This is a genomic window from Candidatus Rokuibacteriota bacterium (assembly GCA_016188005.1).
Classification (GTDB): Bacteria; Methylomirabilota; Methylomirabilia; order Rokubacteriales; family CSP1-6; genus UBA12499.
Genome location: JACPIQ010000086.1, coordinates 54,414 through 75,128, shown reverse-complemented (window position 1 = coordinate 75,128; position 20,715 = coordinate 54,414). Strand labels below are relative to the sequence as shown.

Genomic DNA, 20,715 nt, shown 5'->3' with positions numbered 1-20,715 from the left:
TTCCTATACTCGGCTAGCCTTTTTCAGGAGCGCAACCCGCAGGAGGAGGCCCACCCATGAAACTGAGACTTCTCGGAGCCGCGTTGCTCGTCGTCGCTCTCGGCGTGACGCCGGCCCTGGCCCAGCCCAAGACCCCCGGCGTCACCGACACCGAGGTCACCCTCGGCTTGACCACCCCGCTCTCCGGCCCGGCTGCGGCCTGGGGGACGACGGCGCTGGGCGCGGAGGCGTGGGCGAAGTACGTCAACGAGCAGGGTGGTGTCCACGGCCGCAAGCTCAAGACCGTCCTCAAGGACGACGGCTACAACCCCGGCCGCGCCGTCGCCAACGTCAACGAGATGAAGGATTCGGTGTTCGCGCTGGTCGGGCTGCTCGGGACGGCTGTCCTCAACGCCAACAAGGACAACGTGGCCGACGCCAAGCTGCCCACCATCTGGCCGTATGGCAACCCGCAGGTCTTCGCCAAGCAGCCCAGGGAGAAGCTCCGCACCGTCTTCATGGTCTACCCCGACTACGGCGACGAGGGAGCCTTCCTCGTCCAGCAGGCCGCCAAGCTCGGCGGGGCCAAGAAGCTCGCGATCTTCTACCAGAACGACGACTACGGCAAGGGTGGCCTCGACGGCGTGAAGCGGGGCGTGAGCAAGCTCGGCGGCGCGGTGTCGCTGGCGGCGGAGGTCTCCTACGAGGTCGCCGACCGCGAGCTCAGCACGCATGCCCTCAAGGTCAAGGAGTCGGGGGCGGACGCCGTCATCATCTATTCCACCGCGACCCACGGGGCGGGGCTCATCAAGGAGATGGCGAAGGCCGGCTACCGGCCGAAGATCTTCGCCTCATTTCCCCTGGGTGACCGGCACGTGATGTTCAGGCTCCTGGGCGAACTCTGGGAAGGAGCCTATTACAACCTGACCGGTGCGGTGCCGGGCGAGCCGGAGGCCGACCGCATCATCGACATCATCGTGAAGCAGGACCCGAAGCTGAAGGGGCGCGAGAGCTTTGCCCTGGCCGGCGTGGTCGGAATGATGGCGACGGTGGAGGGGCTGAAGCGCGCGGGGCGAAACCTGACGCGCGACGGCTTCATCGAGGCCATGGAGAGCATCAAGGACTGGACGCCCGAGAAGCTGACGGCACCCATCACCTGGGGGCCGAACCGCCGGCACGGTCTCAACCCGATCCGGATGGCGCAGGCCAAGAAGGCGGCCGACGCCTCCTTCACCGTCATCACGGGCTACCAGCCCTTCCCGCCCCACTTCTAGACGAGGGAGCTGGCCACTGACCGGGACAGCCGGGGGGGCGCCCGAGGGGCGCTCCCCCGCTCGCTCGCGCCGCATTCCCCCGCCGACCGTCACCGCGCCGCCCTGAGCCATGGGGGCTCTGCTCGAGGTCAAGGACCTCTCGCTCCACTTCGGGGGGATCCGCGCGCTGCAGGAGGTGGGGCTCGCGATCGCGGAGGGGGAGACGCTGGCGGTCATCGGGCCCAATGGCTCGGGCAAGACGTCGCTGTTCAACTGCATCACGGGTATCTACACGCCGACGGCGGGAGCTCTCGCGTTCCGTGGGGAGAGTCTCCTGGGCCGGTCGCCGGACGCCATCACCCGTCTCGGTGTCGCCCGCACCTTCCAGAACCTTCGGCTCTTCCACAACATGTCGGTGCTGGACAACCTCATGGTCGGCCGGCACCTGCACTTCAGGAAGAACTTCCTCCACGCCGTGCTGCGGCTCAGGGGGGAGGAGAACCGCCACCGGCGGCGCTGCGAGGAGATCATCGAGTTCCTCAACCTCGAGGCGGTGCGGAAGGGCCGGGTGGCCGATTGCCCCTACGGGGTCCAGAAGCGGGTGGAGCTGGGCCGGGCCCTGGCGACGGAGCCGCGACTCCTGTTGCTGGACGAGCCGGTGTCGGGCCTCACCCAGGAGGAGAAGGAGGAGTTCAGCTACTGGATCCACGAGATCCGCGGGCGCTTCGGGATCACGATCCTCCTCGTGGAGCACGACCTGCGCGTGGCCTCGCGCCTGGCCGGGCGGATGGTGGCGCTGGACCACGGGGTGAAGATCGCCGAGGGCACGCCCGCGGAGGTGCAGCGTCACCCCGACGTCATCAAGGCGTACCTGGGCGAGTGATGAGACGCGCGGGCTGCGTCCAGGACCCGATGAGCGCTAGCGCGAACAGGCCCGGCTGCCGGGCGGACGATCCATGACGACAGTGCTCCTCCAGGTCTCGAGCATCGAGACGCTCTACTTCGACCGGATCTACGCGTTGTTCGGGGTCTCGCTCGAGGTCCACGAAGGGGAGATCTTCACCGTGCTCGGCCCCAACGGGGCGGGGAAGACCACGCTGCTCAGGACCATCGCGGGGCTGCTGAAGGATCAGCCGAAGAAGGGGCAGATCTTGTTCGGCGGCCGGCGCATCGACGGGTGGCAGCCTGAGGCCGTCGCCCGCCTCGGGATCGTCTACGTGCCCGAGGACCGGGGGCTCTTCAAGGAGCTCACCGTCGCGGAGAACCTGGCGCTGGGGCTCTGGGGGCGGCGGGATGCCGGGACCGCCACGGATCTCGGGTTCGTCTACGGCATGTTCCCGATCCTCAAGGAGCGCGCGCGCCAGGAGGCGGAGACTCTCTCCGGGGGCGAGCAGCAGATGCTGGCGCTCGGGCGGGCCATGCTGCGGCGGCCGCGGCTCCTCATGCTCGACGAGCCATCGCTGGGGCTGGCCCCTCGGATCGCAAAGAACGTCTACGAGGCGCTGGCCACGATCAGCCGGACGGGGACGACCATCTTGCTCGTCGAGCAGAACGCGCGACTGGCGCTGCAGGCGGCGCAGCGGGGAGCCATCATGGAGGCCGGGCGCGTCGTGCTGGAGGGGACGGCGCGTGAGCTCGGCGAGAACGAGGACGTGCGGGAGGTCTATCTCGGGCTCGGGGCGGCCGAGACGCCGGCCAAGGGGTGGCGGCTCTACCGCAAGAGGAGGCGCTGGTGATGACGGACGCGCACGGGACCACGCTGGCGGCGCTCTTCGCGGAGCGGGTCGCAGAGCTGGGCGACCGGCTGGCGCTCCGGTACAAGGAGTACGGCGTCTGGCACCGGGTGACCTGGCGCCAGTACGGCGAGGAGGTGGACAAGGTCGCGGCCGCGCTCCTGGCCTTCGGGCTCCGCCCGCAGGAGAACGTGGCGGTGCTGGGGGAGAACCGCCCGGAGTGGCTCTACTGCCACGTCGGGATCCAGACCGCGCGGGGAGTGACCTGCGGCATCTACCCGACGTCGGCGCCGGAGCAGATCAGGTACCTCCTGAACCACTCCGAGGCCCGCCTGATCTTCCTCGAGAACGAGGAGCAGCTGGACAAGGTGCTGACCATCGTGGGCGAGACGAAGGTCGAGCGGGTGGTGGTGTGGGACGCCAAGGGGCTCTGGGGCTTCACGGACGACCGGGTCGTCTTCTTCGACGACTTCCTGAAGCGAGGAATGGCATTCGCCGAGGTGCATCCCGGTGCGGTGGAGGAGCGGCGGCGGACCGTCGCACCCCACGACACGGCGATGATCATCTACACGTCGGGAACCACGGGGCCGCCCAAGGGGGCCATGCTCTCCCACGCATCGATCCTCTGGACCACGGACGCCTTGATGGCCGTCAATCCCGGCGCGCCCGACGACGAGGTGGTCTCGTACCTGCCCTTCGCCCACATCTACGAGAACCTCATCTCCGTCTTCCAGGCGATCAGGATCGGGTACGTCGTCAACTTCGTGGAGAGCATGGACACGCTGTTCCAGAACCTGCGCGAGGTCTCGCCGACCTACTTCGCCAGCGTGCCGCGTATCTGGGAGAAGCTCGCCTCGACCGTGGACCTGCGCATGGCCGATTCCACGCGGCTGAAGCGCGCGCTGTACCGGATGGCCGTGACGGTCGGGCGGCGGTACGCGCGCGTGAAGTACTCCCCCCGGGGCCCCTCCCTCGGGCTGCGGCTCCTGTATCGCCTGGCATACTGGGCCGTGCTGGCGCCGCTCAAGCGCCGGCTGGGCTTCGACCGCACGCGCATCGCCGTGTGCGGCGCCGCGCCCGCCTCGCCCGAGCTGTTCGAGTACTACCACGCCCTGGGCATCCCGCTCATCGAGGGGTACGGGCAGACGGAATCCACCGGCGTCATCTCGGTGAACCGGGTGGAGCACCCCCGGGTGGGCACGGTGGGGCAGGCGATTCCGGGGGTCGAGGTGATGCTGGCCGACGACGGCGAGATCCTCACGCGCGGCCCCCACGTCTTCAAGGGGTACTTCAAGGATCCCGACCTCACGGCGCAGACCGTGGACCGGGACGGGTGGCTGCACACCGGCGATGTGGGCGCGTGGGAGGACGGCTACCTCAAGATCCTCGACCGGAAGAAGGACATCATCATCACGGCCGGGGGCAAGAATATCACGCCCGCGTACATCGAGAACAAGCTCAAGTTCAGCCCGTACATCCAGGACGCCGTGGTGGTCGGTGACCGCCGGAAGTACCTCGTGGCCCTCCTCCTCATCGACGAGGACAACGTCACCAAGTACGCCCAGGACCACCGGCTCCCGTTCACGACCTTCCAGGACCTGACCCAGAACCCCGAGGTTGTCCGGCTCATCGAGGCCGAGGTGGACAAGGTCAACCGGACGCTGTCCCAGGTCGAGAGCGTCAAGAAGATCGCGCTGCTCCCTCGGCGCTTCTACGAGGAGGAGGGCGACGTGACGCCGACGAAGAAGGTGAAGCGGCGCTCTCTCGAGACGCGCTACGCCGATCTCATCACGAGGCTCTACAGCGGCTGATGGGCGAGGCGCAGCCGGAGGCGAGCCGAGCGGATACGGGGATGCGCCGAGCGGAGCGAGGGGGCGAGGCGTAGCCGGAGGCGAGCCGAGCGGATATGGGAATCCCGCGAGCGTAAGCGCGCATGGACCTCGTCGAGTCCTACCGGCAGGACGTGGGCTTCGCCCGCAAGCGCATCACGCGCGCCCTGCTGGCGCTGCTCCTGGCGGCCGTCGCCGTGTTCCCGTGGGTGGCGCCGGACTACATGGTCTTCATCGGCACGCTGGTGGCGCTGTACTCCATCGGGGTGCTGGGGCAGAACCTGCTCATCGGCTACACCGGGCAGATTTCCTTCGGCCAGGCGGGCTTCCTCGCCATCGGCGCCTTCAGCTTTGGACACTTCCGCATCTGGGGGGCGCCGTTCCTCGCGGCCCTCGCGGGCGCCGGCCTCCTGGCGGCGCTGGCGGGGGTGGTGGTGGGCTTCCCCTCGCTCAGGCTCAAGGGGCCGTACCTCTCCATCGCGACCCTGGGGTTCGGGGTGGCGGTGTACCAGATCTTCGTCAACTGGGAGGTGCTCTCCGGCGGGCGATCGGGGCTGGCCATCGCGAAGCTCAAGCCGATGCTCGGGCTGTCGAGCACGCGCTACGAGTACTGCGTGTACCTGCTCCTCCTCGCCGGCTTTACCCTGGCGACCTACAACCTCATCTCATCCTTCGTGGGCCGGGCCTTCGTCGCCATCCGGGACTCGGACATCGCAGCCGAGGTCAACGGGGTCAACCTGACGCGCTACAAGCTGCTGGCCTTCGCGCTCTCGTCGTTCTACGCGGGGGTACATGGGGCGCTGTACGCGCAGGTGCTGGGGCACATCGAGCCCCAGATCTTCAACATCCTCGAGTCCATCACGCTCTTCGTGGCGGTGATCATCGGCGGGGTGGCCTCCATCGAGGGCTCGATCCTGGGGGCGGCCTTCGTCATCCTGGTGCCCAAGGTCTTCGCCAACTTCCGGGAGATGGTGCCGGTGGTGTACGGGCTGACCATCCTCCTGGTCCTGATGTTCCAGCCCCTGGGGCTGTTCGGGCTGTGGCTCAAGACGCGGCTCTATTTCCAGCTCTGGCCCTTCCGATGACCGCCGGGGCAGCTGGCCTCGCCATGGCTCGCTCAGGCTCGCCGGCTTCCCGGGTCTGCTCGCCTGGCCTTCGGCTCCGGCTCGCCCGGCCACGTTCTCGGTCGCCGCAGCCTCCTTCGTCGCTCGCCTCGCCTGTGGCTGCGGCTCGCACCACGGGGCCTCGTCTGGCTCGCCGTTTGTCCCGGCGGGCCCGGTAGGCCGGTGGACAAGCTGCTCCAGTACACGCTCACCGGGCTCTCGGCGGGGAGCCTGTATGCACTCGTGGCGCTCGGCATCGTACTCATCTACCGCTCGACGCGGGTGCTGAACTTCGCCCACGGCGACGTGGCAACCCTGGCCACGTTCGTCTCCTTCTCCCTGCTCTCCAACAACTACTCCTTCCCCGTGGCGTTCCTGGGGAGCCTCGGCGTGGGAGCGGCGGTGGGGATCGCCTTCTACTTTTCCGTGCTCGTCCGGGCGCAGCGCGCGGGGGCCAACCTGCTTGGCATGGTGATCCTCACGCTGGGCCTGGCGCTGATCATCCAGGGGATGGTCGTGTACCTCTGGGGAGCGGAGCCGGTGTCGCTCCCGTTCCCGATCTCGGACACGAAGACCTACCAGCTGGGCGCCGTGGTGGTGAGCCAGCTGGCGCTCGCCACCATGGCGGCCGGCGTCCTGGGCAGCGTGCTCCTCTACCTGCTCGTCCAGAAGACGCGGCTCGGGCTGGCCATGCGTGCGACCTCGGAGAACGTGATGGCGGCGCAGACGCTCGGCATCCCGACGCGGCTCGTCCTCTCGGTGTCCTGGGGCGCGGCCTCGGCGCTGGGCGTGGTGGCCGGCATCTTCCTGGCACCGGCGCTCCTGCTGGACCCCTTCTTCATGCTCGATCCCTTCCTCAAGGGGTTCGCGGCGGCGGTGCTGGGGGGGCTCAACAGCCTGCCCGGGGCGGTGCTGGGGGCGCTGATCCTGGGGGTGGCCGAGAGCCTCACGGGCGCCTACTTCACCATCCAGTTCAAGAACACGCTGGCCTTCCTGATCATCATCGTGGTGCTGCTGGTCCGTCCCGAGGGGCTCTTGGGCAAGGAGTTCAAGGAGCGCGTGTAGCGGGGCCGTTTGCCTTCCGCGGAGCCTTCGGCTACACTCCGCGCACAGCCGTGCCATCACATCACGCGGTCGCGTGCGCCTGAGGCCTGGTGTTCCACAGCGTCCTGATCGCCAATCGCGGAGAGATCGCCTGCCGCATCATCCGGGGCTGTCGGGCCCTCGGCATCCGCGCGGTGGCGGTCCACTCGGAGGCCGACGTCGACTGGCCCCACGTGAGGGAGGCCGACGAGGCGATTCCCATCGGCCCGGCGCCAGCCCGCGACAGCTATCTCGCCCCCGCGCGGGTCCTGGAGGCCGCGCGCGCGGGGCGGGTCGAGGCCATCCACCCCGGCTACGGCTTCCTCTCGGAGAACTGGCGCTTCGCCAAGGCGTGCGAGGAGGCGGGGTTCGTCTTCGTGGGCCCGCCGTGGCGGGTCATCCAGCAGATGGGCGACAAGATCCAGGCACGCTGGCTCATGGCCGCCGCGGGCGTTCCCGTGGTCCCCGGCAGCGACGGGGCGCTCGAGACGATCGAGCGCGCGACAGAGCTCGCAGGGCAGATCGGCTACCCCGTGATGCTGAAGGCCGCTGCCGGCGGCGGGGGCATCGGGATGGTGCGCGTCGCCGAGGCTGCCGGCCTGGCGGCCGCCTTCGCCACGGCCCAGCGGCGGGCCCAGGCCGCCTTCGGGTCGGCGGCCCTCTTCGTGGAGCGTTATCTCGACAGGCCGCGGCACATCGAGGTGCAGGTGTTCGGGGACCGGGACGGCCACGTCGTCCACCTGCACGAGCGGGAGTGCTCGATCCAGCGCCGGCACCAGAAGCTCCTCGAGGAGAGCCCGGCACCGGGGCTCGATCCCGCGCTGAAGGAGCGCCTCACCACGGCCGCCGTGGCCGGGGCCCGCGCCGTGGGCTACGTGAACGCCGGCACGATGGAGTTCATCGTCCAGGGGCAGGACGCCTACTTCCTGGAGATGAACACGCGGCTCCAGGTGGAGCATCCCGTGACCGAGGAAGTGACCGGGCTCGACCTGGTCTCGGCCCAGCTCCGGGTGGCCGCCGGCGAGCGGCTGCCGTGGGCGCAGGAGGAGATCCCGCAGCGCGGCGCCGCCATCGAGTGCCGGATCTACGCCGAGAACCCGGCCAGGGGCTTCATGCCCTCGCCCGGCCGGATCGCCCGTCTGATCCTGCCCGTGGGGCCGGGAGTCAGGCTCGAGTGCGGGGTCGCCGAAGGGGTCGAGGTTTCGGTACACTACGATCCGTTGCTGGCCAAGCTGATCGCCTGGGGCTCCTCGCGGGAGGAGGCGCGCGCCCGCATGGAGGCCGCCCTCGGCGCCGTCGTCGTCGAGGGGGTCGCCACCGTGATCCCGTTCCACCGGCGGGTGCTCCAGAGCGCCGCGTTCCGGGAAGGCAGGGTCCACACACAGATGGTCGAGGAAGGAGCGTTCAATGGCTGAGGACGTCAAGGCGCACATCACGGGGGTGGTCTTCCAGATCACGACCAAGGCCGGTGACGAGGTGGCAAGCGGCGATCCGGTCATCGTGCTGGAGTCCATGAAGATGGAGATCCCCGTGGAGGCCCCCCGCGCGGGCACCGTGAGGGAGATCAGGGTGGCCGAGGGGCAGACCGTCCAGGAGGGGGACACGGTCGCGGTGTTGGACTGAGGAGGCCACCATGACCCTCGAGATGATCCGCGGGCTCTACCAGTTCCACTGGTGGGCGAACCGAAGGCTCTTCGACGTCACGGCGGCGCTCGGAGACGAGACGGCCGCCCGCGATCTGGGCACCCAGTGGAGCTTTCCGACGCTCAAGGGCATGCTGGGGCACATCTACGCCGCGGACTGGGTGTGGCTCGAGCGCTGGCAGGGCCGCTCCCCGACGGGGCTGCCCGCCGGCCGAGACTTCGCCACGCTCGCCGACCTGCGGGCCCGCTGGGACGCCTTCGAGTCGGAGCAGCGGGCGTTCGTCGAGGGGCTACCCGGAGACGGCCTCGCCCGGCTGGTGGCGTACCGGAACATCCGGGGCGAGCCGTACACGCTCCCTCTCTGGCAGCTGCTCCAGCACGTGGCCAATCACGCCACGCATCATCGAAGCGAGGTCGCCACGATGCTGACCATGGTGAGCGGTTCCCCGCCGGCCACCGACCTGGCCCTCTACCACCTGATCGTCTCCGGGCAGGTGAAGGGCTAGCCGGGCGAGCCGCGGCCGCAGCCGAGGCGAGCGGACATGGGCGGTCACAGGGCCCGCCCGTCGCCGGCGAAAGGGATGTGCTCATGGGAATGAAGGAGCTGGTGGATGATCTCAAGGCGCGCCGTGAGCGTGCCACGGGCATGGGCGGGCCCGAGGCCATCGCCCGGCAGCACGCCGACGGGAAGCTGACGGTCCGGGAGCGGCTCGACCGGCTCTTCGACCCTGGCTCGTTCAGCGAGATCGGCATCCTGGCGACGCATGCCAACATCTCGCCGGCCATGCGCGGCAAGGAGACGCCTGCCGATGGCGTCGTGACGGGCTTCGGCAAGATCAACGGCCGCCTGGCGTCCGTCATCGCGTACGACTTCACGGTGATGGCGGGGTCCATGGGGCGCACCGCCGAGATCAAGTGCAATCGCGCCCGGGAGATCGCGCTCACCAAGCGCATGCCCATGGTCTGGCTGATCGACTCGGCGGGGGCGCGCATCCAGGAGGCCATCGGCTCGACCTTCGCCCAGTCGGGCTTCCTGTTCCGGGAGGAATCCATCATGTCCGGGGTCGTCCCGATGGTGGCCGCCATGATGGGCCCGGGCGCCGCCGGCACGGCCTACATCCCGGCGCTCTCGGACTTCGTCCTCATGGTGAAGGGGACGAGCCACATGGCGCTGGGCGGGCCTCCGCTCGTCAAGGCCGTGGTGGGCGAGGACATCACCCCCGAGGAGCTGGGCGGATCGAAGGTGCACACCGAGGTCTCGGGGGTGGCCGACCTCGAGGTGACCGACGACGCGGCGTGCATCGACGCCATCAAGGAGTACCTGTCATTCTTCCCCGGTTCCAACCTGGAGCAGCCGCCCGTCGCTCCCTGCGGGGATCCCGCCGACCGGATGGACGAGGCGCTGCTGAGCATCGTGCCCGACAGCGCCCGCAAGGCCTACGACATGAAGAAGGTCATCGCGCACGTCGTGGACGGCGGCCGCTTCTTCGAGATCAAGCCCGCGTGGGCCCGGAACCTCATCACCGGCCTGGCCCGCCTGGGCGGCCGCCCCGTGGGGATCGTGGCCAACCAGCCCATGGTGCTGGGCGGGGCGCTGGACGTGGATTCGGCCGACAAGGCCGCGCGCTTCATCATGCTCTGTGACGCCTTTCACATCCCGCTCGTGTTCCTGCAGGACGTGCCGGGGTTCCTGGTGGGCTCCAAGGTGGAGCGGCAGGGCATCATCCGTCACGGGGCCAAGATGCTCTACGCGGTGAGCGAGGCCACGGTGCCCAAGGTCACCGTCGTCCTGCGGAAGGCCTATGGCGCGGGCTACTTCGTCATGTGCGGCAAGGCCTACGAGCCGGACCTCATCGTGGCGTGGCCCACGGCGGAGATCTCCGTGATGGGGCCCGAGGGCGGGACCAACATCATCTTCCGGAAGGAGATCGCGGCCGCGGCGGATCCCGACGCGGAGCGGGCCCGGCGGGTCGAGGACTTCCGGAAGCTGATCAACCCGTATATCGCCGCCGGGGGGGCCTTCATCGACGACGTGATCGACCCGCGGGAGACCCGGCCCGTGGTCATCCGGGCGTTGGAGATGGCGCGCACGAAGCAGGTGCAGCGTCCCTGGAAGAAGCACGGGATCATGCCCGTGTAGCACCCCGCTCAAACGGGCCGCTCTGCGTGCGAGGGCGCCGTACCTCCGCAGATGGGCCCGCCTCCGCCCCCGGCGCTAGTTCTCGACGAAGGCGCGGAGGGCGCGGCCGCGGAGCGGGTGCCGGAGCTTCCGCAGGGCCTTGGTCTCGATCTGGCGGATGCGCTCGCGCGTCACCGAGAAGCGCCGGCCGACCTCCTCCAGGGTGTGTTCCCCTTCCTCGCCGATGCCGAAGCGCAGCCGCAGGATCTCCTTTTCCTTGGGGGAGAGCGTGGACAGCGCCCGCTCCACCTGGGTGGTGAGGTCCTGGGTGATCAGGGTCTCGTTGGGGGACTCGGCCGTCTTGTCCTCGAGGAAGTCGCCGAGGTCCGAGTCCTCGCCGATGGGCGTCTCCAGCGACAGGGGCTTGCGCGAGGACTCGAGGATCAGCCGCACCTTCCTGGCGGGCACCCCGGTGCGCCGCGCCAGCTCCTCCGGCGTGGGCTCGCGCCCCATCTCGTTGACGAGCATCCGGTTCACGCGCGAGATGCGGTTCAGCGTCTCGACCATGTGGACCGGGATGCGGATGGTGCGCGAGTGGTCGGCAATGGCTCGTGTGATCGCCTGGCGGATCCACCACGTCGCGTAGGTGGAGAACTTGAACCCCCGGCGGTACTGGAAGCGGTCCACGGCCTTCATGAGGCCGATGTTGCCCTCCTGGACGAGGTCCAGCAGCCCGAGCTCGCTGCCCAGGTAGCGCTTGGCGACCGAGACCACGAGGCGGAGGTTCGCCTCCATCAGCTCCTTCTTGGCCTGGCGCACGACCCGATCGTGCTTCTCGATGACCGAGAGCGCTGCTACGAGGGCCTTGCGCCGGAGCCCGACCTGGCTCTCGACAGCGCGCAGCTCCTTGCCGCTGCGCAGGTCACGCATCTGCTCGACCACGCGGCGGCTGTCGGCCACGATCTCGTCCACGAGCGCGGGCCGGAGCGGCAGCTTCTCGACGAGGCCACGGATGGCCGCGCGGTTCTCGGCGATCCACTTGTTGTAGCTGGCGCGGGTGGCGCTCGACCGGCGCCTGTCAGCCAGCGCCTCCTGGAGCCGCTGGATCTCCCGCTCCAGCCGGCGGATCCGCGCGAAGGTTGCCAGGATGGGCTTGAGCTGCTCGGGCTCGGGCTCGCCGCCGTCCGGCAGCAGGATGAGATCGTCCAGGGGCAGCTCCCCGCGTCGGACACGGTCCATCAGGGTGAGCAGCCTGTCCACGGCCATGGGGATCTCGCCCAGGGCCCCGCGGAGCTGGATCTGGCCGGCCTCGATGCGCCTGCCGAGGGCCACCTCCTTCTCGGCGTTCAGCAGGGGGACCTTGCCGATTTCCTTGAGGTAGATGCGCACCGGGTCCTCGCCCTCGGGGGCGGAGGGCTCGAGCGCCGCCTCGGGCAGGGCTATAGCGCCGTCCAGGCTCACCGGCACGTCGGGGGACTCACCCTCGACGGCCGGGTCCACCTCGGTGGCCACGAGGGTGGGGGCCCGGCGCGCCCTGGCACGGGGGGCCGGCTGCTCCCCCCAAGTGCCGGTCATCTCTGCATTTGTTGGGCTTTCGCTCTCTCGGAATGTCATCGTTTGCCTCGTCTCCCGCGAGTCTAGGGGCCAGTGACCCGGAATGGATCACGCTCCCGTAGGACTTTAGAGTGGACCGAGCCCCCCGCCGTTTCAGGGAAACTCCGTTCGGGCAGGCCCCGACGGGTCGGTGGGGTCGTCCCGGATGCCCCCATGGACGGTAGACGCGTCAGCGAGTGGGCCTATTCGGCCCCGGGCCCCCAGGGGGGCGGGCTACTGGGCAGGTGCGAGCGTGACGTCGAAAGCCACGCCCACCTCGTCGCGGACGGTGAGGAAGAGCCGTCGGGGGGGCGTGATCCCGAAGTCGGTCATTCTCAGGCGGGACTCGCCGCGCACCCAGAGCTGGTCGCTCCGGAAGCGCACGCGACCCGGAACCGTCATGGGGCGCTCCACTCCGCGGATGATCATGGACCCCGTGATGGCCAGGAGCACGTCGGCGGCCTCCGTGATGGAGCTGAACGACGGCTCGACGGCCTGGACAACGAAGCGGATCTCGGGATGGCCGTCCACGCCGAGCGCCTGGCGCATGTCCCGGTCCCGCCCGTCAACGCCCGTGCGCAGTGTCGTGGCGTTGACCCGGAGGGTCCCCGTCACCCCCTGCCGGATATCGGTGGGATCGGCGAGGAATTCGCCGCCCAGGTCCTCCGTTCGCCCGGTGAAGTCTCCGAGCGGGAAGGAGGCGGTGAGCCACACCTGGCTCCTCCCCGCGACGACAGTCCAGCGCCGGGGCTCGGCCTGGGCGGAGGTGACGGCGAGCAGAAGCCCCAGGCAGAAGATGCCGATCCGCAGAGACATGCAGGTGGGATATCATGCGTCCGGGCCGAGGGTCAACCGGGCGGCGGGAAAAACGTTTGACACCGGGCGCAGTCGGGCCGTATCGTCAAACGGCTTGATGCGACGAGAGGTTCCGCCTTTGCCCGGAGGATCCTGTTGAGCGCCCCCGCTCCGAGTGCTTCCTACAGCCTGACCGTGCGTCTGGAGATCCGGAACCGGCCGGGCATGCTCGGCAAGGTCACCTCCGCCATCGGCCGGGCCGGTGGGGACATCGGTGCCGTGGACCTCGTGGAGACCACGGGCAACCGGGTCGTGCGCGACATCACCATCAAGGCCAGCCACGGTCGTCACGGGCAGGAGATCATCGGGAACCTCAAGGGGATCGCCGGGGTGAAGGTCGCCAACATCTCGGACCGGACCTTCCTCATGCACCGGGGCGGCAAGATCGAGATCGCGAGCAAGGTGCCGATCCGGACGCGCGATGATCTCTCGATGGCCTACACCCCGGGCGTGGCCCGGGTGTGTCTGGCCATCCACGAGGACGTAGACCGCGCCTTCACGCTGACCATCAGGCGGAACATGGTCGCAGTCGTCACGGACGGCACGGCGGTCCTCGGACTCGGCGACATCGGCCCGGCGGCGGCGCTGCCGGTGATGGAAGGCAAGGCGATGCTCTTCAAGGAGCTGGCCGGCGTGGACGCCTTCCCGATCTGCCTCGGCACGAAGGACCCGGACAAGATCGTGCAGACCGTGAAATTCCTGGCGCCCTCCTTCGGTGGCATCAACCTCGAGGACATCGCCGCGCCCCGCTGCTTCGAGGTCGAGGACCGGCTCCGCAAGGAGCTGGACATTCCCGTGTTCCACGACGATCAGCACGGCACGGCCGTGGTGGTGCTGGCGGCCTTGCTCAACGCGCTCAAGATCGTCAAGAAGGACCCTCGGCGCCTCAGGGTGGTGGTCTCCGGCGTCGGCGCCGCCGGCACCGCGGCCATCAAGATCCTCCTGGCCCTGGGCATCCGCCACATCGTCGGCGTGGACGAGCACGGGACCATCTACCGCGGCCGGCCCGTGGGACTGGACTTCATGAAGCGCTGGGTGGCCGAGGCGACCAACCCGCAGAACCTCAAGGGGCGGATGTCGGAGGCCATCGAGGGGGCGGATGTCTTCATCGGGCTGTCTGTGTCCGGGGCACTCACGGTGCGGGACGTCAAGCGCATGGCCCGGGACGCCATCGTGTTCGCCATGGCCAACCCGGTGCCGGAGATCCAGCCCGAGGAGGCGGAGCGGCATGTCCGGGTGCTGGCCACGGGCCGCTCCGACTACCCGAACCAGATCAACAACGTCCTCTGCTTCCCCGGCTTCTTCCGCGGGCTCCTCGACTCGCGGGCCCGGAGTGTCAACGATGAGATGAAGATCGCTGCGGCCCACGCCATCGCGGCCTGCGTGGACAGGAGCGAGCTCGGCCCCGAGTACATCATCCCGAGCGTGTTCAACAAGAAGGTGGCTCCTGCCGTCGCCCGGGAAGTCCTCCGGGCCGCGCAGCGGACCGGCGTGGCGCACCGGCGCCGCCGCGCCGACACGCAGTTCTGGTTCTAGGCGGCCGTGTCCGCGGCACCCGCCTGGTCAGTCGTCATCCCGGCCTACAACGAGGCCGCCCGCCTGCCCGCCTACCTCAAGGAGGTGGTGGCCTACCTCGACGGGCGGGACCAGCCCTACGAGGTCCTCGTGGTGGACGACGGCAGTCGCGACGCGACCGGCGCCCTGGTCCGCGATCTGGCCCGTGTCCACCCCGGCGTACGGCTCCACGTGCTCCCGGCCAATCGCGGGAAGGGCTTCGCCGTGCGGGCCGGGATGATGGCCGTCGGGGGTACCCTCAGGCTCATGGCGGATGCCGATGGCGCCACGCCTATCGTGGAGGTCAAGCGACTGGAGGCCGCGATCCAGGCCGGGGCGGACCTGGCCGTCGGGTCGCGCGCGCTGCCCGATCCCTCGGTGGTGGTGCGGGCGCGGGCCCACCGGATGCTGGCGGGCCAGGTGTGGAGCCGCCTCGTCCGCGCCCTCGGTGTCTCCGGCGTGGTGGACACCCAGTGCGGCTTCAAGCTGTTCCGGGCGGCGGTGGCGGACGACCTCTTCCCGGCGCTCCGCACCGACGGGTTCGGCTTCGACGTCGAGCTCGTGCTGCTGGCCCAGCGCCGCGGGTACCGGATCGCCGAGGTGCCCATCAACTGGACGGACCAGCCCGGATCCAAGGTCGGAGTGCTCAAGGACGGCCCGCGCATGCTGGCGCAGATCGTGGCCGCCGGCCTCCGGCGCGCGCTCTCCCGCGACCCCAGGAGCGCTCGATGATCGCCCGCCGCGCCCTGGAGATCGAGCCGTTCCTCGCGGTCGAGGTGTTTCAGAAGGCCCAGGAGCTGGAGCGCCAGGGGATCGACATCATCCACCTCGAGTATGGCGAGCCGGACTTCGACACCCCTCCGGTGATCCGCGAAGCCGCGGAGAAGGCACTCAAGGACGGCCGCACCCGCTACGTCCACACCCAGGGGATCCTCCCCCTCCGCGAGGCCATCGCGGAGCATTACCACGAACGCTACGGCGTGAGCCTCTCGCCCGACCAGATCCTGGTCACGGCCGGCACCTCGCCGGCGATGCTCCTCCTGTTCATGACGCTGCTCGAGCGCGGCGACCAGGTGCTGCTCTCCGACCCGCACTACGCCTGCTATCCCAAGTTCGTGAAGTACGCAGACGGGGAGCCGGTCTCTGTGCCCGTCGAGGAGGACGATGGCTTCCAGCTCGAGCCCGGGGCGGTGCGGGAAGCGCTCGGGCCGCGCACCAGGGCCATCCTGATCAACTCGCCCGCGAATCCCACGGGCACGGTGCTCTCCACCGAGCGCATGGAGGCCCTGGCCGGTCTCGGCCCCTGGATCGTCTCCGACGAGATCTATCACGGGCTGACCTACGAGGGTCCGGAGCACTCGATCCTCGAGTTCACCGACCACGCCTTCGTGCTGAACGGCTTCTCCAAGGCCTACGCGATGACCGGGTGGCGGCTCGGTTACCTGATCGCGCCGCGGGAGTTCATCCGCCCGCTGACGGCGGCTCACGGCAACTTCTTCATCTCGACCAACGAGTTCGTCCAGTGGGCGGCGCTGGCCGCGCTCAAGGAGGCGGGGGCGGACGCCGCGCGCATGCGCCGCATCTTCGACGAGCGCCGCCGCGCCATGGTGGCCGGGCTCAGGCGCATCGGCCTCGGCGTGGGCGCACCGCCGACGGGGGCCTTCTACGTGCTCGCCAACGCCCGCGCGTACACGGGCGACTCCCTGGCCTTCGCGTTCGAGATCCTCCGCGAAGCGCATGTCGCGCTGACCCCCGGCATCGACTTCGGACGCAACGCCGAGGGGTACCTGCGCGTGTGCTACGCCAACTCACTGGAGCGCATCCAGGAGGCGCTGGTGCGGATCGGACGCTTCCTGGAGGCGCGCCGCCGGTGAGCCAGAGGCCGTGCCCGATGTGCGAGCAGGTGGCGGGCGAGGGCGACCACTTCATCGCCGACCTTGCCGTCTCCCGCGCGTACCTCAACCGGGACCAGTACTTCCCCGGCTGGGTCTTCGTCATCCTCCGCCGCCACGCCGAGGAGCTCTACGATCTCACCGCCGGCGAGCGGGCCGCGCTCATCGAGGACGTGACGGACATGGCCCGGGCGCTGGCCGCCGTGTACCGGCCCGTGAAGCTGAACTACGAGCTGCTGGGCAACCAGGTCCCGCACATCCACTGGCACCTGGTCCCGCGCCTGGCCGGCGACCCGGACCCGCGCTGGCCCGTGTGGCGGGTCCCGCACGACCCGGCCCCGCTCCCCCCGGGGCAGCTCCGCGACCGCCTGGAGATGGTGCGACGAGCGCTGGCGGCTCCGCGCTAGCCCCCCGGCCCGACCGGCGGTCCGGGGGCCCGGGCTGAGGCGTATGGACTCGGGCTACGCCGCGGTCCACGCCGGGGAGGACCGGGCGCACTGGTGGTTCCTCGGCCGGCAGACGGTCATCCTCGCCGAGATGGCCCGCCGGCTGCCCGCAGGGGGGCTGCGGCTGGCCGAGCTCGGCTGCGGCAGCGGCGGCCTGCTGCCCGGGCTGGCGCGCTTCGGCGACGTGGTCGGGATCGAGGCGGACCCGGCGCTGCTCCGGGCCGCCGATGCTCGGGGCCTTCCGGTCCTGGCCGGCGCGCTGCCCGACCGCATCCCTCTCGAGGCGGGGACCCTGGACGCCGCCTGCCTCTTCGACGTGCTCGAGCACCTGGACGATGACGGCCTGGCGCTGGAGCGCGTCCGCGCGCTGCTCGTGCCGGGAGGATCCCTCTTCGTGACCGTGCCGGCGTACCCGTGGCTGTGGAGTCGCCACGACGAGATCCTCGGCCACCGCCGGCGCTACACCGGACGGGGGCTGCGCGTGGCGGTCGAAGGGGCGGGCTTCAAGGTGGAGCGCCTCACCTACTTCAACTCCCTGCTGGCCGCGCCCATCGTCCTCGCCCGGCTCCTGCACCGTCTCACGGGGCGCCAGACCCACGACCTCAGCCGCCCGCCCGCTCCGGTCAATCGCCTGCTGGCGGGGTGCTTCGCCTTCGAGGCCCGGCTGCTCCGCTGGGTTTCCTCGCCCTTCGGAATCTCGCTCCTGCTGGTGGCGCGGCGTCCCCGATGAGCCGGCGCGACGGCGCGCTGCTGGTGCTGCTGCTCCTCTTCCTCGCCGCGGTCACGGCGGCCTGGGTGACGCTCGACCGCCGCCCGCCGGAGTGGGACCACGCCAACCACCTCGAGCGGGCCGTCGTCTGCCACCGCATCCTCGCCGAGCCGGGGCACGAGCGGGTGAGCGAGATCATCGCCATGTCGAGCTTCTACCCGCCGGTGGTTGCCTGCACGGCGGGACTGCTGTACTTCCTCTTGGCCATCGTGCCGCTCACGGCGCAGGCGGTCATGTGGGGCTTCCTCGCCGTCGGGACGCTCGCCGTCTACGGGATCGGGCGCCGGCTGCTCGACGCCGAGGCCGGCCTCGTGGCCGCCTTCCTGCTCGGGACGGCGCCCTTCGTCGTCTTCTCGCTCACCACCTTCCAGCTCGATCTGCCGCTGGCGGCCATGGTGGCGGTGACGCTGTACGCGCTCGGACGGGCGGAGGCTTTCTCGCGGCCGGGATGGTCCGTGCTCACGGGTGTGGCGCTGGGAGTCGGGATGCTGACCAAGCCTCCCTTCGCGTCCTACGTCCTCCCGCCGCTGGCCTGGTGCGCCTGGAACGCCTTCGCGGCCCCGGACCGCGGGCCGCGGCTCCGCCGGCTGCTCCTCGCCGTCGGGATCGGGCTCGTCATCGCGCTGCCCTGGTACGGTCCACGGCTCATCGGGCTGCCCATGCAGGTCCTCAACCGCTCGTTCAAGCAGGCGGCGGAGTCGGGGCATGCCCCCGCGCTCACCCCGGGGTCGCTGCTCTACTATCCGCGAGTGTTCCAGCCCCAGTTCGGGCTCCTGGCGGCTCCACTGGCGGCGTGGGGGCTCTGGGCGCTTCGTCGCATGCCGCGCGCGCGCGGCCTTCTCTGGTCCGCCACGCTGCCGCTCGTAGGTTTCCTTCTGATCCAGAACAAGAACCTGCGCTACACGCTGCCGCTCCTTCCCGCCGCCGCCCTGGTGGCCGCAGCTGGGCTCCAGCGCCTCGCCCCTGCGTGGCGGCGTGGGCTCACCTGGAGCTGCCTGGCGCTCGGGGTGGTGCAAGTCTCGTCTGCCGCCTTCGCGCTACCGCCGCCTCCCGCGGTGCCGCCGCTGCTGGGAACCGTGGTCTTCTCGCGGGCCCCCGACGGGGGCGACTGGCGTCATCGCGAGGTGCTCGAGGCCATCCTGCGCGCAGCCGGCGGGCGATCGGCCAGGGTGGCCGTGGTGCCCAATGACAACTACTTCTCCCTTTCCAACTTCCGCTACACTGCGGTCCGCGAACAGCTGCCGCTGACGCTGACGCGAGCCTGGGACGGCCCCCCCCTCGGTGTCGACTTCGTGATCCTCAAGACCGGGGATCAGGGGCCGGACTTCGCCTCCGAGAGGCCCGACCGCATCATGGCCGCCTTCGGCGGTGGCGATCGGTGGCTGGCGGCGGCCTTTCCCGTGATCGCCGAGTTCTCGCTGCCGGACGGGAGCCGTGGCATGGTCAGGATGAGGCGCCTGGAGCCGTTGGCGGGGATCAGCGCCGAGGAGGTGGCGCGGCGGCTGCGTCAATCAGGCGGGGGTTTCCTCAGCGACCACGCCCGCGAGGTGCTGGGCTTCACGGCGTCGCTCGAGTACCGGGCGGAGGCCCTCCTCCGCGGAGAGGTGGATCGGCTCGTCATCGAGGCCGACTCGGCGCTCGTGGGCGAGTTCGCCCGGAAACGCCCGGCGCTCCGGCTGCGCAACATCCGGCTGTCGGTGGGGGGCCTCCTCTTCAATCCCCGGCGCCTCGTCGACACGGGACGGCTCGAGGTGCTGGACCTCCAGGCGCTGACCGCCGAGCGGCTGACGGTGACCGAGACGGATCTGCTTCACTTCCTTCGCGCCCAGAAGCGTTTCACGCGCGTCGACCTGCGACTGGGGGACGGCTCGGCCGATGTGGGCCTCGGTTGGCCGGGGCCCGCCCTCTCGGGCCGCGTGCGTCTCGTGCCTGGCCTGGACGGGAGCCCCTTCGGGCTCCGCGCCGAGGCCCTGCGCGTGGGAGGTGTGGCGGTGCCCGGGCCGCTGACGGGCTGGGTGATGCGCCACCTGGACCCCGCGCCCCGTCTCAAGCGGCTGCCCATCAAGGTCTGGCTGGCGCCCGTGAGTATCCTTCCAGGGCGCATCGAGGTGGGTTCGTCGGAGAGCCCCGCCGGGAGCCCTCCCGAGGGGCGGAGGGGATGATGGCGGAAGCCGATCGCGAGACGAAGGCGCGGGCACGGGCCATCGTGCGCAAGCTGGGCGCGGCCTATCCCGATGCAGGCATCGAGCTACGCTGGACCACGCCGCTGGAGCTCCTAGTTGCGACGATCCTGTCCGCCCAGTGCACCGACGAGCGCGTCAACCAGGTGACGGCGCCGCTGTTCAAGCGCTACCGGACGGCCAGGGACTGGGCCCGCGTGCCCCCGGCGGCCCTGGAGCGCGAGATCTTCTCCACTGGCTTCTACAAGGCCAAGGCCAGGACCATCCGGGGCATGGCCCAGGCCCTCGTCGAGCGGCACGGGGGCGAGGTCCCGCGGACCGGGGAGGAGCTCACGGCGCTTCCGGGGGTGGGCCGGAAGACCGCCAATGTGGTGCTCGGCAACGCGTTCGGCATCCCGGCGCTCGCCGTGGACACCCACGTCTCGCGTGTCTCCCAGCGCCTTGGCCTCGCGAGGGGGACGGACGCCGAGGCCATCCACGAGGAGCTGTGCCAGGTCCTTCCCCGCGCGCAGTGGACCCGCGCGACCCACCTTCTGATCATCCACGGCAGGCGCGCCTGCCTTGCCCGCAACCCGGCGTGTTCCACCTGTCCGATCCGAACCCTGTGTATGTGGCCCGGCAAGACGGTCCGCCCGCCGCAGGGACCGCAGGGACGAAAGGGTTGACAGTCTGCGAAAGCCCTTT

Annotated in this window: 18 protein-coding genes and 1 pseudogene; 17 read left to right on the top strand and 2 right to left on the bottom strand. The window is 70.1% G+C overall.

The window, feature by feature from the left end:
• Window positions 1-56 precede the first annotated feature (56 nt).
• The 10 genes from HYV93_17160 to HYV93_17115 all read left to right on the top strand — a co-directional run bounded on the left by HYV93_17160 (window position 57) and on the right by HYV93_17115 (window position 10,763).
• Window positions 57-1,253: an ABC transporter substrate-binding protein gene (locus HYV93_17160; protein ID MBI2527697.1), complete on the top strand. Its 1,197-nt coding sequence runs from the start codon at window positions 57-59 to the stop codon at window positions 1,251-1,253.
• 109 nt (window positions 1,254-1,362) lie between these two features.
• Window positions 1,363-2,115, top strand: coding sequence for an ABC transporter ATP-binding protein (locus HYV93_17155; GenBank protein ID MBI2527696.1), 753 nt, complete (start codon window positions 1,363-1,365; stop codon window positions 2,113-2,115).
• 73 nt (window positions 2,116-2,188) lie between these two features.
• Window positions 2,189-2,968, top strand: a complete 780-nt coding sequence (locus HYV93_17150; GenBank protein ID MBI2527695.1) for an ABC transporter ATP-binding protein — start codon at window positions 2,189-2,191, stop codon at window positions 2,966-2,968.
• Window positions 2,968-4,776, top strand: coding sequence for an AMP-binding protein (locus tag HYV93_17145; protein MBI2527694.1), 1,809 nt, complete (start codon window positions 2,968-2,970; stop codon window positions 4,774-4,776). Before HYV93_17150 ends, HYV93_17145 begins: the two co-directional genes overlap by 1 nt.
• A 122-nt stretch (window positions 4,777-4,898) precedes the next feature.
• On the top strand, window positions 4,899-5,879 hold the full coding sequence (locus HYV93_17140; protein MBI2527693.1) for a branched-chain amino acid ABC transporter permease: 981 nt from the start codon (window positions 4,899-4,901) through the stop codon (window positions 5,877-5,879).
• Between the two features lie 201 nt (window positions 5,880-6,080).
• Entirely contained in the window at window positions 6,081-6,962 is an 882-nt protein-coding gene (locus HYV93_17135; GenBank protein MBI2527692.1) for a branched-chain amino acid ABC transporter permease, read from the top strand.
• An 89-nt stretch (window positions 6,963-7,051) separates the two neighbouring features.
• Window positions 7,052-8,395, top strand: a complete 1,344-nt coding sequence (locus HYV93_17130; GenBank protein ID MBI2527691.1) for an acetyl-CoA carboxylase biotin carboxylase subunit — start codon at window positions 7,052-7,054, stop codon at window positions 8,393-8,395.
• Window positions 8,388-8,603 carry a biotin/lipoyl-binding carrier protein gene (locus tag HYV93_17125; GenBank protein ID MBI2527690.1) on the top strand — a complete coding sequence of 72 codons (216 nt, stop codon included), beginning with the start codon at window positions 8,388-8,390 and terminating at the stop codon, window positions 8,601-8,603. Before HYV93_17130 ends, HYV93_17125 begins: the two co-directional genes overlap by 8 nt.
• Before the next feature lie 10 nt (window positions 8,604-8,613).
• Complete coding sequence (locus HYV93_17120; protein MBI2527689.1) at window positions 8,614-9,129, top strand: DinB family protein; 516 nt, start codon at window positions 8,614-8,616, stop codon at window positions 9,127-9,129.
• 83 nt (window positions 9,130-9,212) lie between these two features.
• Entirely contained in the window at window positions 9,213-10,763 is a 1,551-nt protein-coding gene (locus tag HYV93_17115; protein ID MBI2527688.1) for an acyl-CoA carboxylase subunit beta, read from the top strand.
• A 75-nt stretch (window positions 10,764-10,838) separates the two neighbouring features.
• On the opposite strand, the gene HYV93_17110 is transcribed toward HYV93_17115, so the two are convergent.
• Complete coding sequence (locus HYV93_17110) at window positions 10,839-12,317, bottom strand: sigma-70 family RNA polymerase sigma factor (protein ID MBI2527687.1); 1,479 nt, start codon at window positions 12,315-12,317, stop codon at window positions 10,839-10,841.
• Window positions 12,318-12,569: 252 nt separating this feature from the next.
• Window positions 12,570-13,151 carry a YceI family protein gene (locus tag HYV93_17105; protein MBI2527686.1) on the bottom strand — a complete coding sequence of 194 codons (582 nt, stop codon included), beginning with the start codon at window positions 13,149-13,151 and terminating at the stop codon, window positions 12,570-12,572.
• A gap of 216 nt (window positions 13,152-13,367) precedes the next feature.
• Here HYV93_17105 and HYV93_17100 point away from each other — a divergent pair.
• The 7 genes and pseudogenes from HYV93_17100 (at window position 13,368) to nth (ending at window position 20,696) form a co-directional block, all read left to right on the top strand.
• Window positions 13,368-14,726 (top strand): annotated as a pseudogene (locus tag HYV93_17100) (NAD-dependent malic enzyme).
• 6 nt (window positions 14,727-14,732) lie between these two features.
• Window positions 14,733-15,476 carry a glycosyltransferase family 2 protein gene (locus HYV93_17095; GenBank protein MBI2527685.1) on the top strand — a complete coding sequence of 248 codons (744 nt, stop codon included), beginning with the start codon at window positions 14,733-14,735 and terminating at the stop codon, window positions 15,474-15,476.
• Window positions 15,473-16,618: a pyridoxal phosphate-dependent aminotransferase gene (locus HYV93_17090; protein ID MBI2527684.1), complete on the top strand. Its 1,146-nt coding sequence runs from the start codon at window positions 15,473-15,475 to the stop codon at window positions 16,616-16,618. The genes HYV93_17095 and HYV93_17090 overlap by 4 nt, the downstream gene beginning before the upstream one ends.
• Window positions 16,615-17,043, top strand: a complete 429-nt coding sequence (locus HYV93_17085) for an HIT family protein (protein MBI2527683.1) — start codon at window positions 16,615-16,617, stop codon at window positions 17,041-17,043. Before HYV93_17090 ends, HYV93_17085 begins: the two co-directional genes overlap by 4 nt.
• A 43-nt stretch (window positions 17,044-17,086) precedes the next feature.
• Window positions 17,087-17,812, top strand: coding sequence for a class I SAM-dependent methyltransferase (locus HYV93_17080; protein MBI2527682.1), 726 nt, complete (start codon window positions 17,087-17,089; stop codon window positions 17,810-17,812).
• The gene (locus HYV93_17075; GenBank protein MBI2527681.1) at window positions 17,809-20,013 is read left to right on the top strand and encodes a glycosyltransferase family 39 protein; all 2,205 of its coding nucleotides are present in this window, start codon (window positions 17,809-17,811) and stop codon (window positions 20,011-20,013) included. The genes HYV93_17080 and HYV93_17075 overlap by 4 nt, the downstream gene beginning before the upstream one ends.
• Window positions 20,013-20,696: an endonuclease III gene (gene nth / locus HYV93_17070; GenBank protein ID MBI2527680.1), complete on the top strand. Its 684-nt coding sequence runs from the start codon at window positions 20,013-20,015 to the stop codon at window positions 20,694-20,696. Before HYV93_17075 ends, nth begins: the two co-directional genes overlap by 1 nt.
• Window positions 20,697-20,715: the final 19 nt, after the last annotated feature.

Bases quoted from the DNA above. Each gene is read 5' to 3' on its own strand.
- HYV93_17160 (MBI2527697.1), top strand. From the start codon at position 57: ATGAAACTGAGACTTCTCGGAGCCGCGTTGCTCGTCGTCGCTCTCGGC.
- HYV93_17155 (MBI2527696.1), top strand. From the start codon at position 1,363: ATGGGGGCTCTGCTCGAGGTCAAGGACCTCTCGCTCCACTTCGGGGGG.
- HYV93_17150 (MBI2527695.1), top strand. From the start codon at position 2,189: ATGACGACAGTGCTCCTCCAGGTCTCGAGCATCGAGACGCTCTACTTC.
- HYV93_17145 (MBI2527694.1), top strand. From the start codon at position 2,968: ATGACGGACGCGCACGGGACCACGCTGGCGGCGCTCTTCGCGGAGCGG.
- HYV93_17140 (MBI2527693.1), top strand. From the start codon at position 4,899: ATGGACCTCGTCGAGTCCTACCGGCAGGACGTGGGCTTCGCCCGCAAG.
- HYV93_17125 (MBI2527690.1), top strand. From the start codon at position 8,388: ATGGCTGAGGACGTCAAGGCGCACATCACGGGGGTGGTCTTCCAGATC.
- HYV93_17120 (MBI2527689.1), top strand. From the start codon at position 8,614: ATGACCCTCGAGATGATCCGCGGGCTCTACCAGTTCCACTGGTGGGCG.
- HYV93_17115 (MBI2527688.1), top strand. From the start codon at position 9,213: ATGGGAATGAAGGAGCTGGTGGATGATCTCAAGGCGCGCCGTGAGCGT.
- HYV93_17110 (MBI2527687.1), bottom strand. From the start codon at position 12,317: ATGACCGGCACTTGGGGGGAGCAGCCGGCCCCCCGTGCCAGGGCGCGC.
- HYV93_17105 (MBI2527686.1), bottom strand. From the start codon at position 13,151: ATGTCTCTGCGGATCGGCATCTTCTGCCTGGGGCTTCTGCTCGCCGTC.
- HYV93_17090 (MBI2527684.1), top strand. From the start codon at position 15,473: ATGATCGCCCGCCGCGCCCTGGAGATCGAGCCGTTCCTCGCGGTCGAG.
- HYV93_17080 (MBI2527682.1), top strand. From the start codon at position 17,087: ATGGACTCGGGCTACGCCGCGGTCCACGCCGGGGAGGACCGGGCGCAC.
- HYV93_17075 (MBI2527681.1), top strand. From the start codon at position 17,809: ATGAGCCGGCGCGACGGCGCGCTGCTGGTGCTGCTGCTCCTCTTCCTC.
- nth (MBI2527680.1), top strand. From the start codon at position 20,013: ATGGCGGAAGCCGATCGCGAGACGAAGGCGCGGGCACGGGCCATCGTG.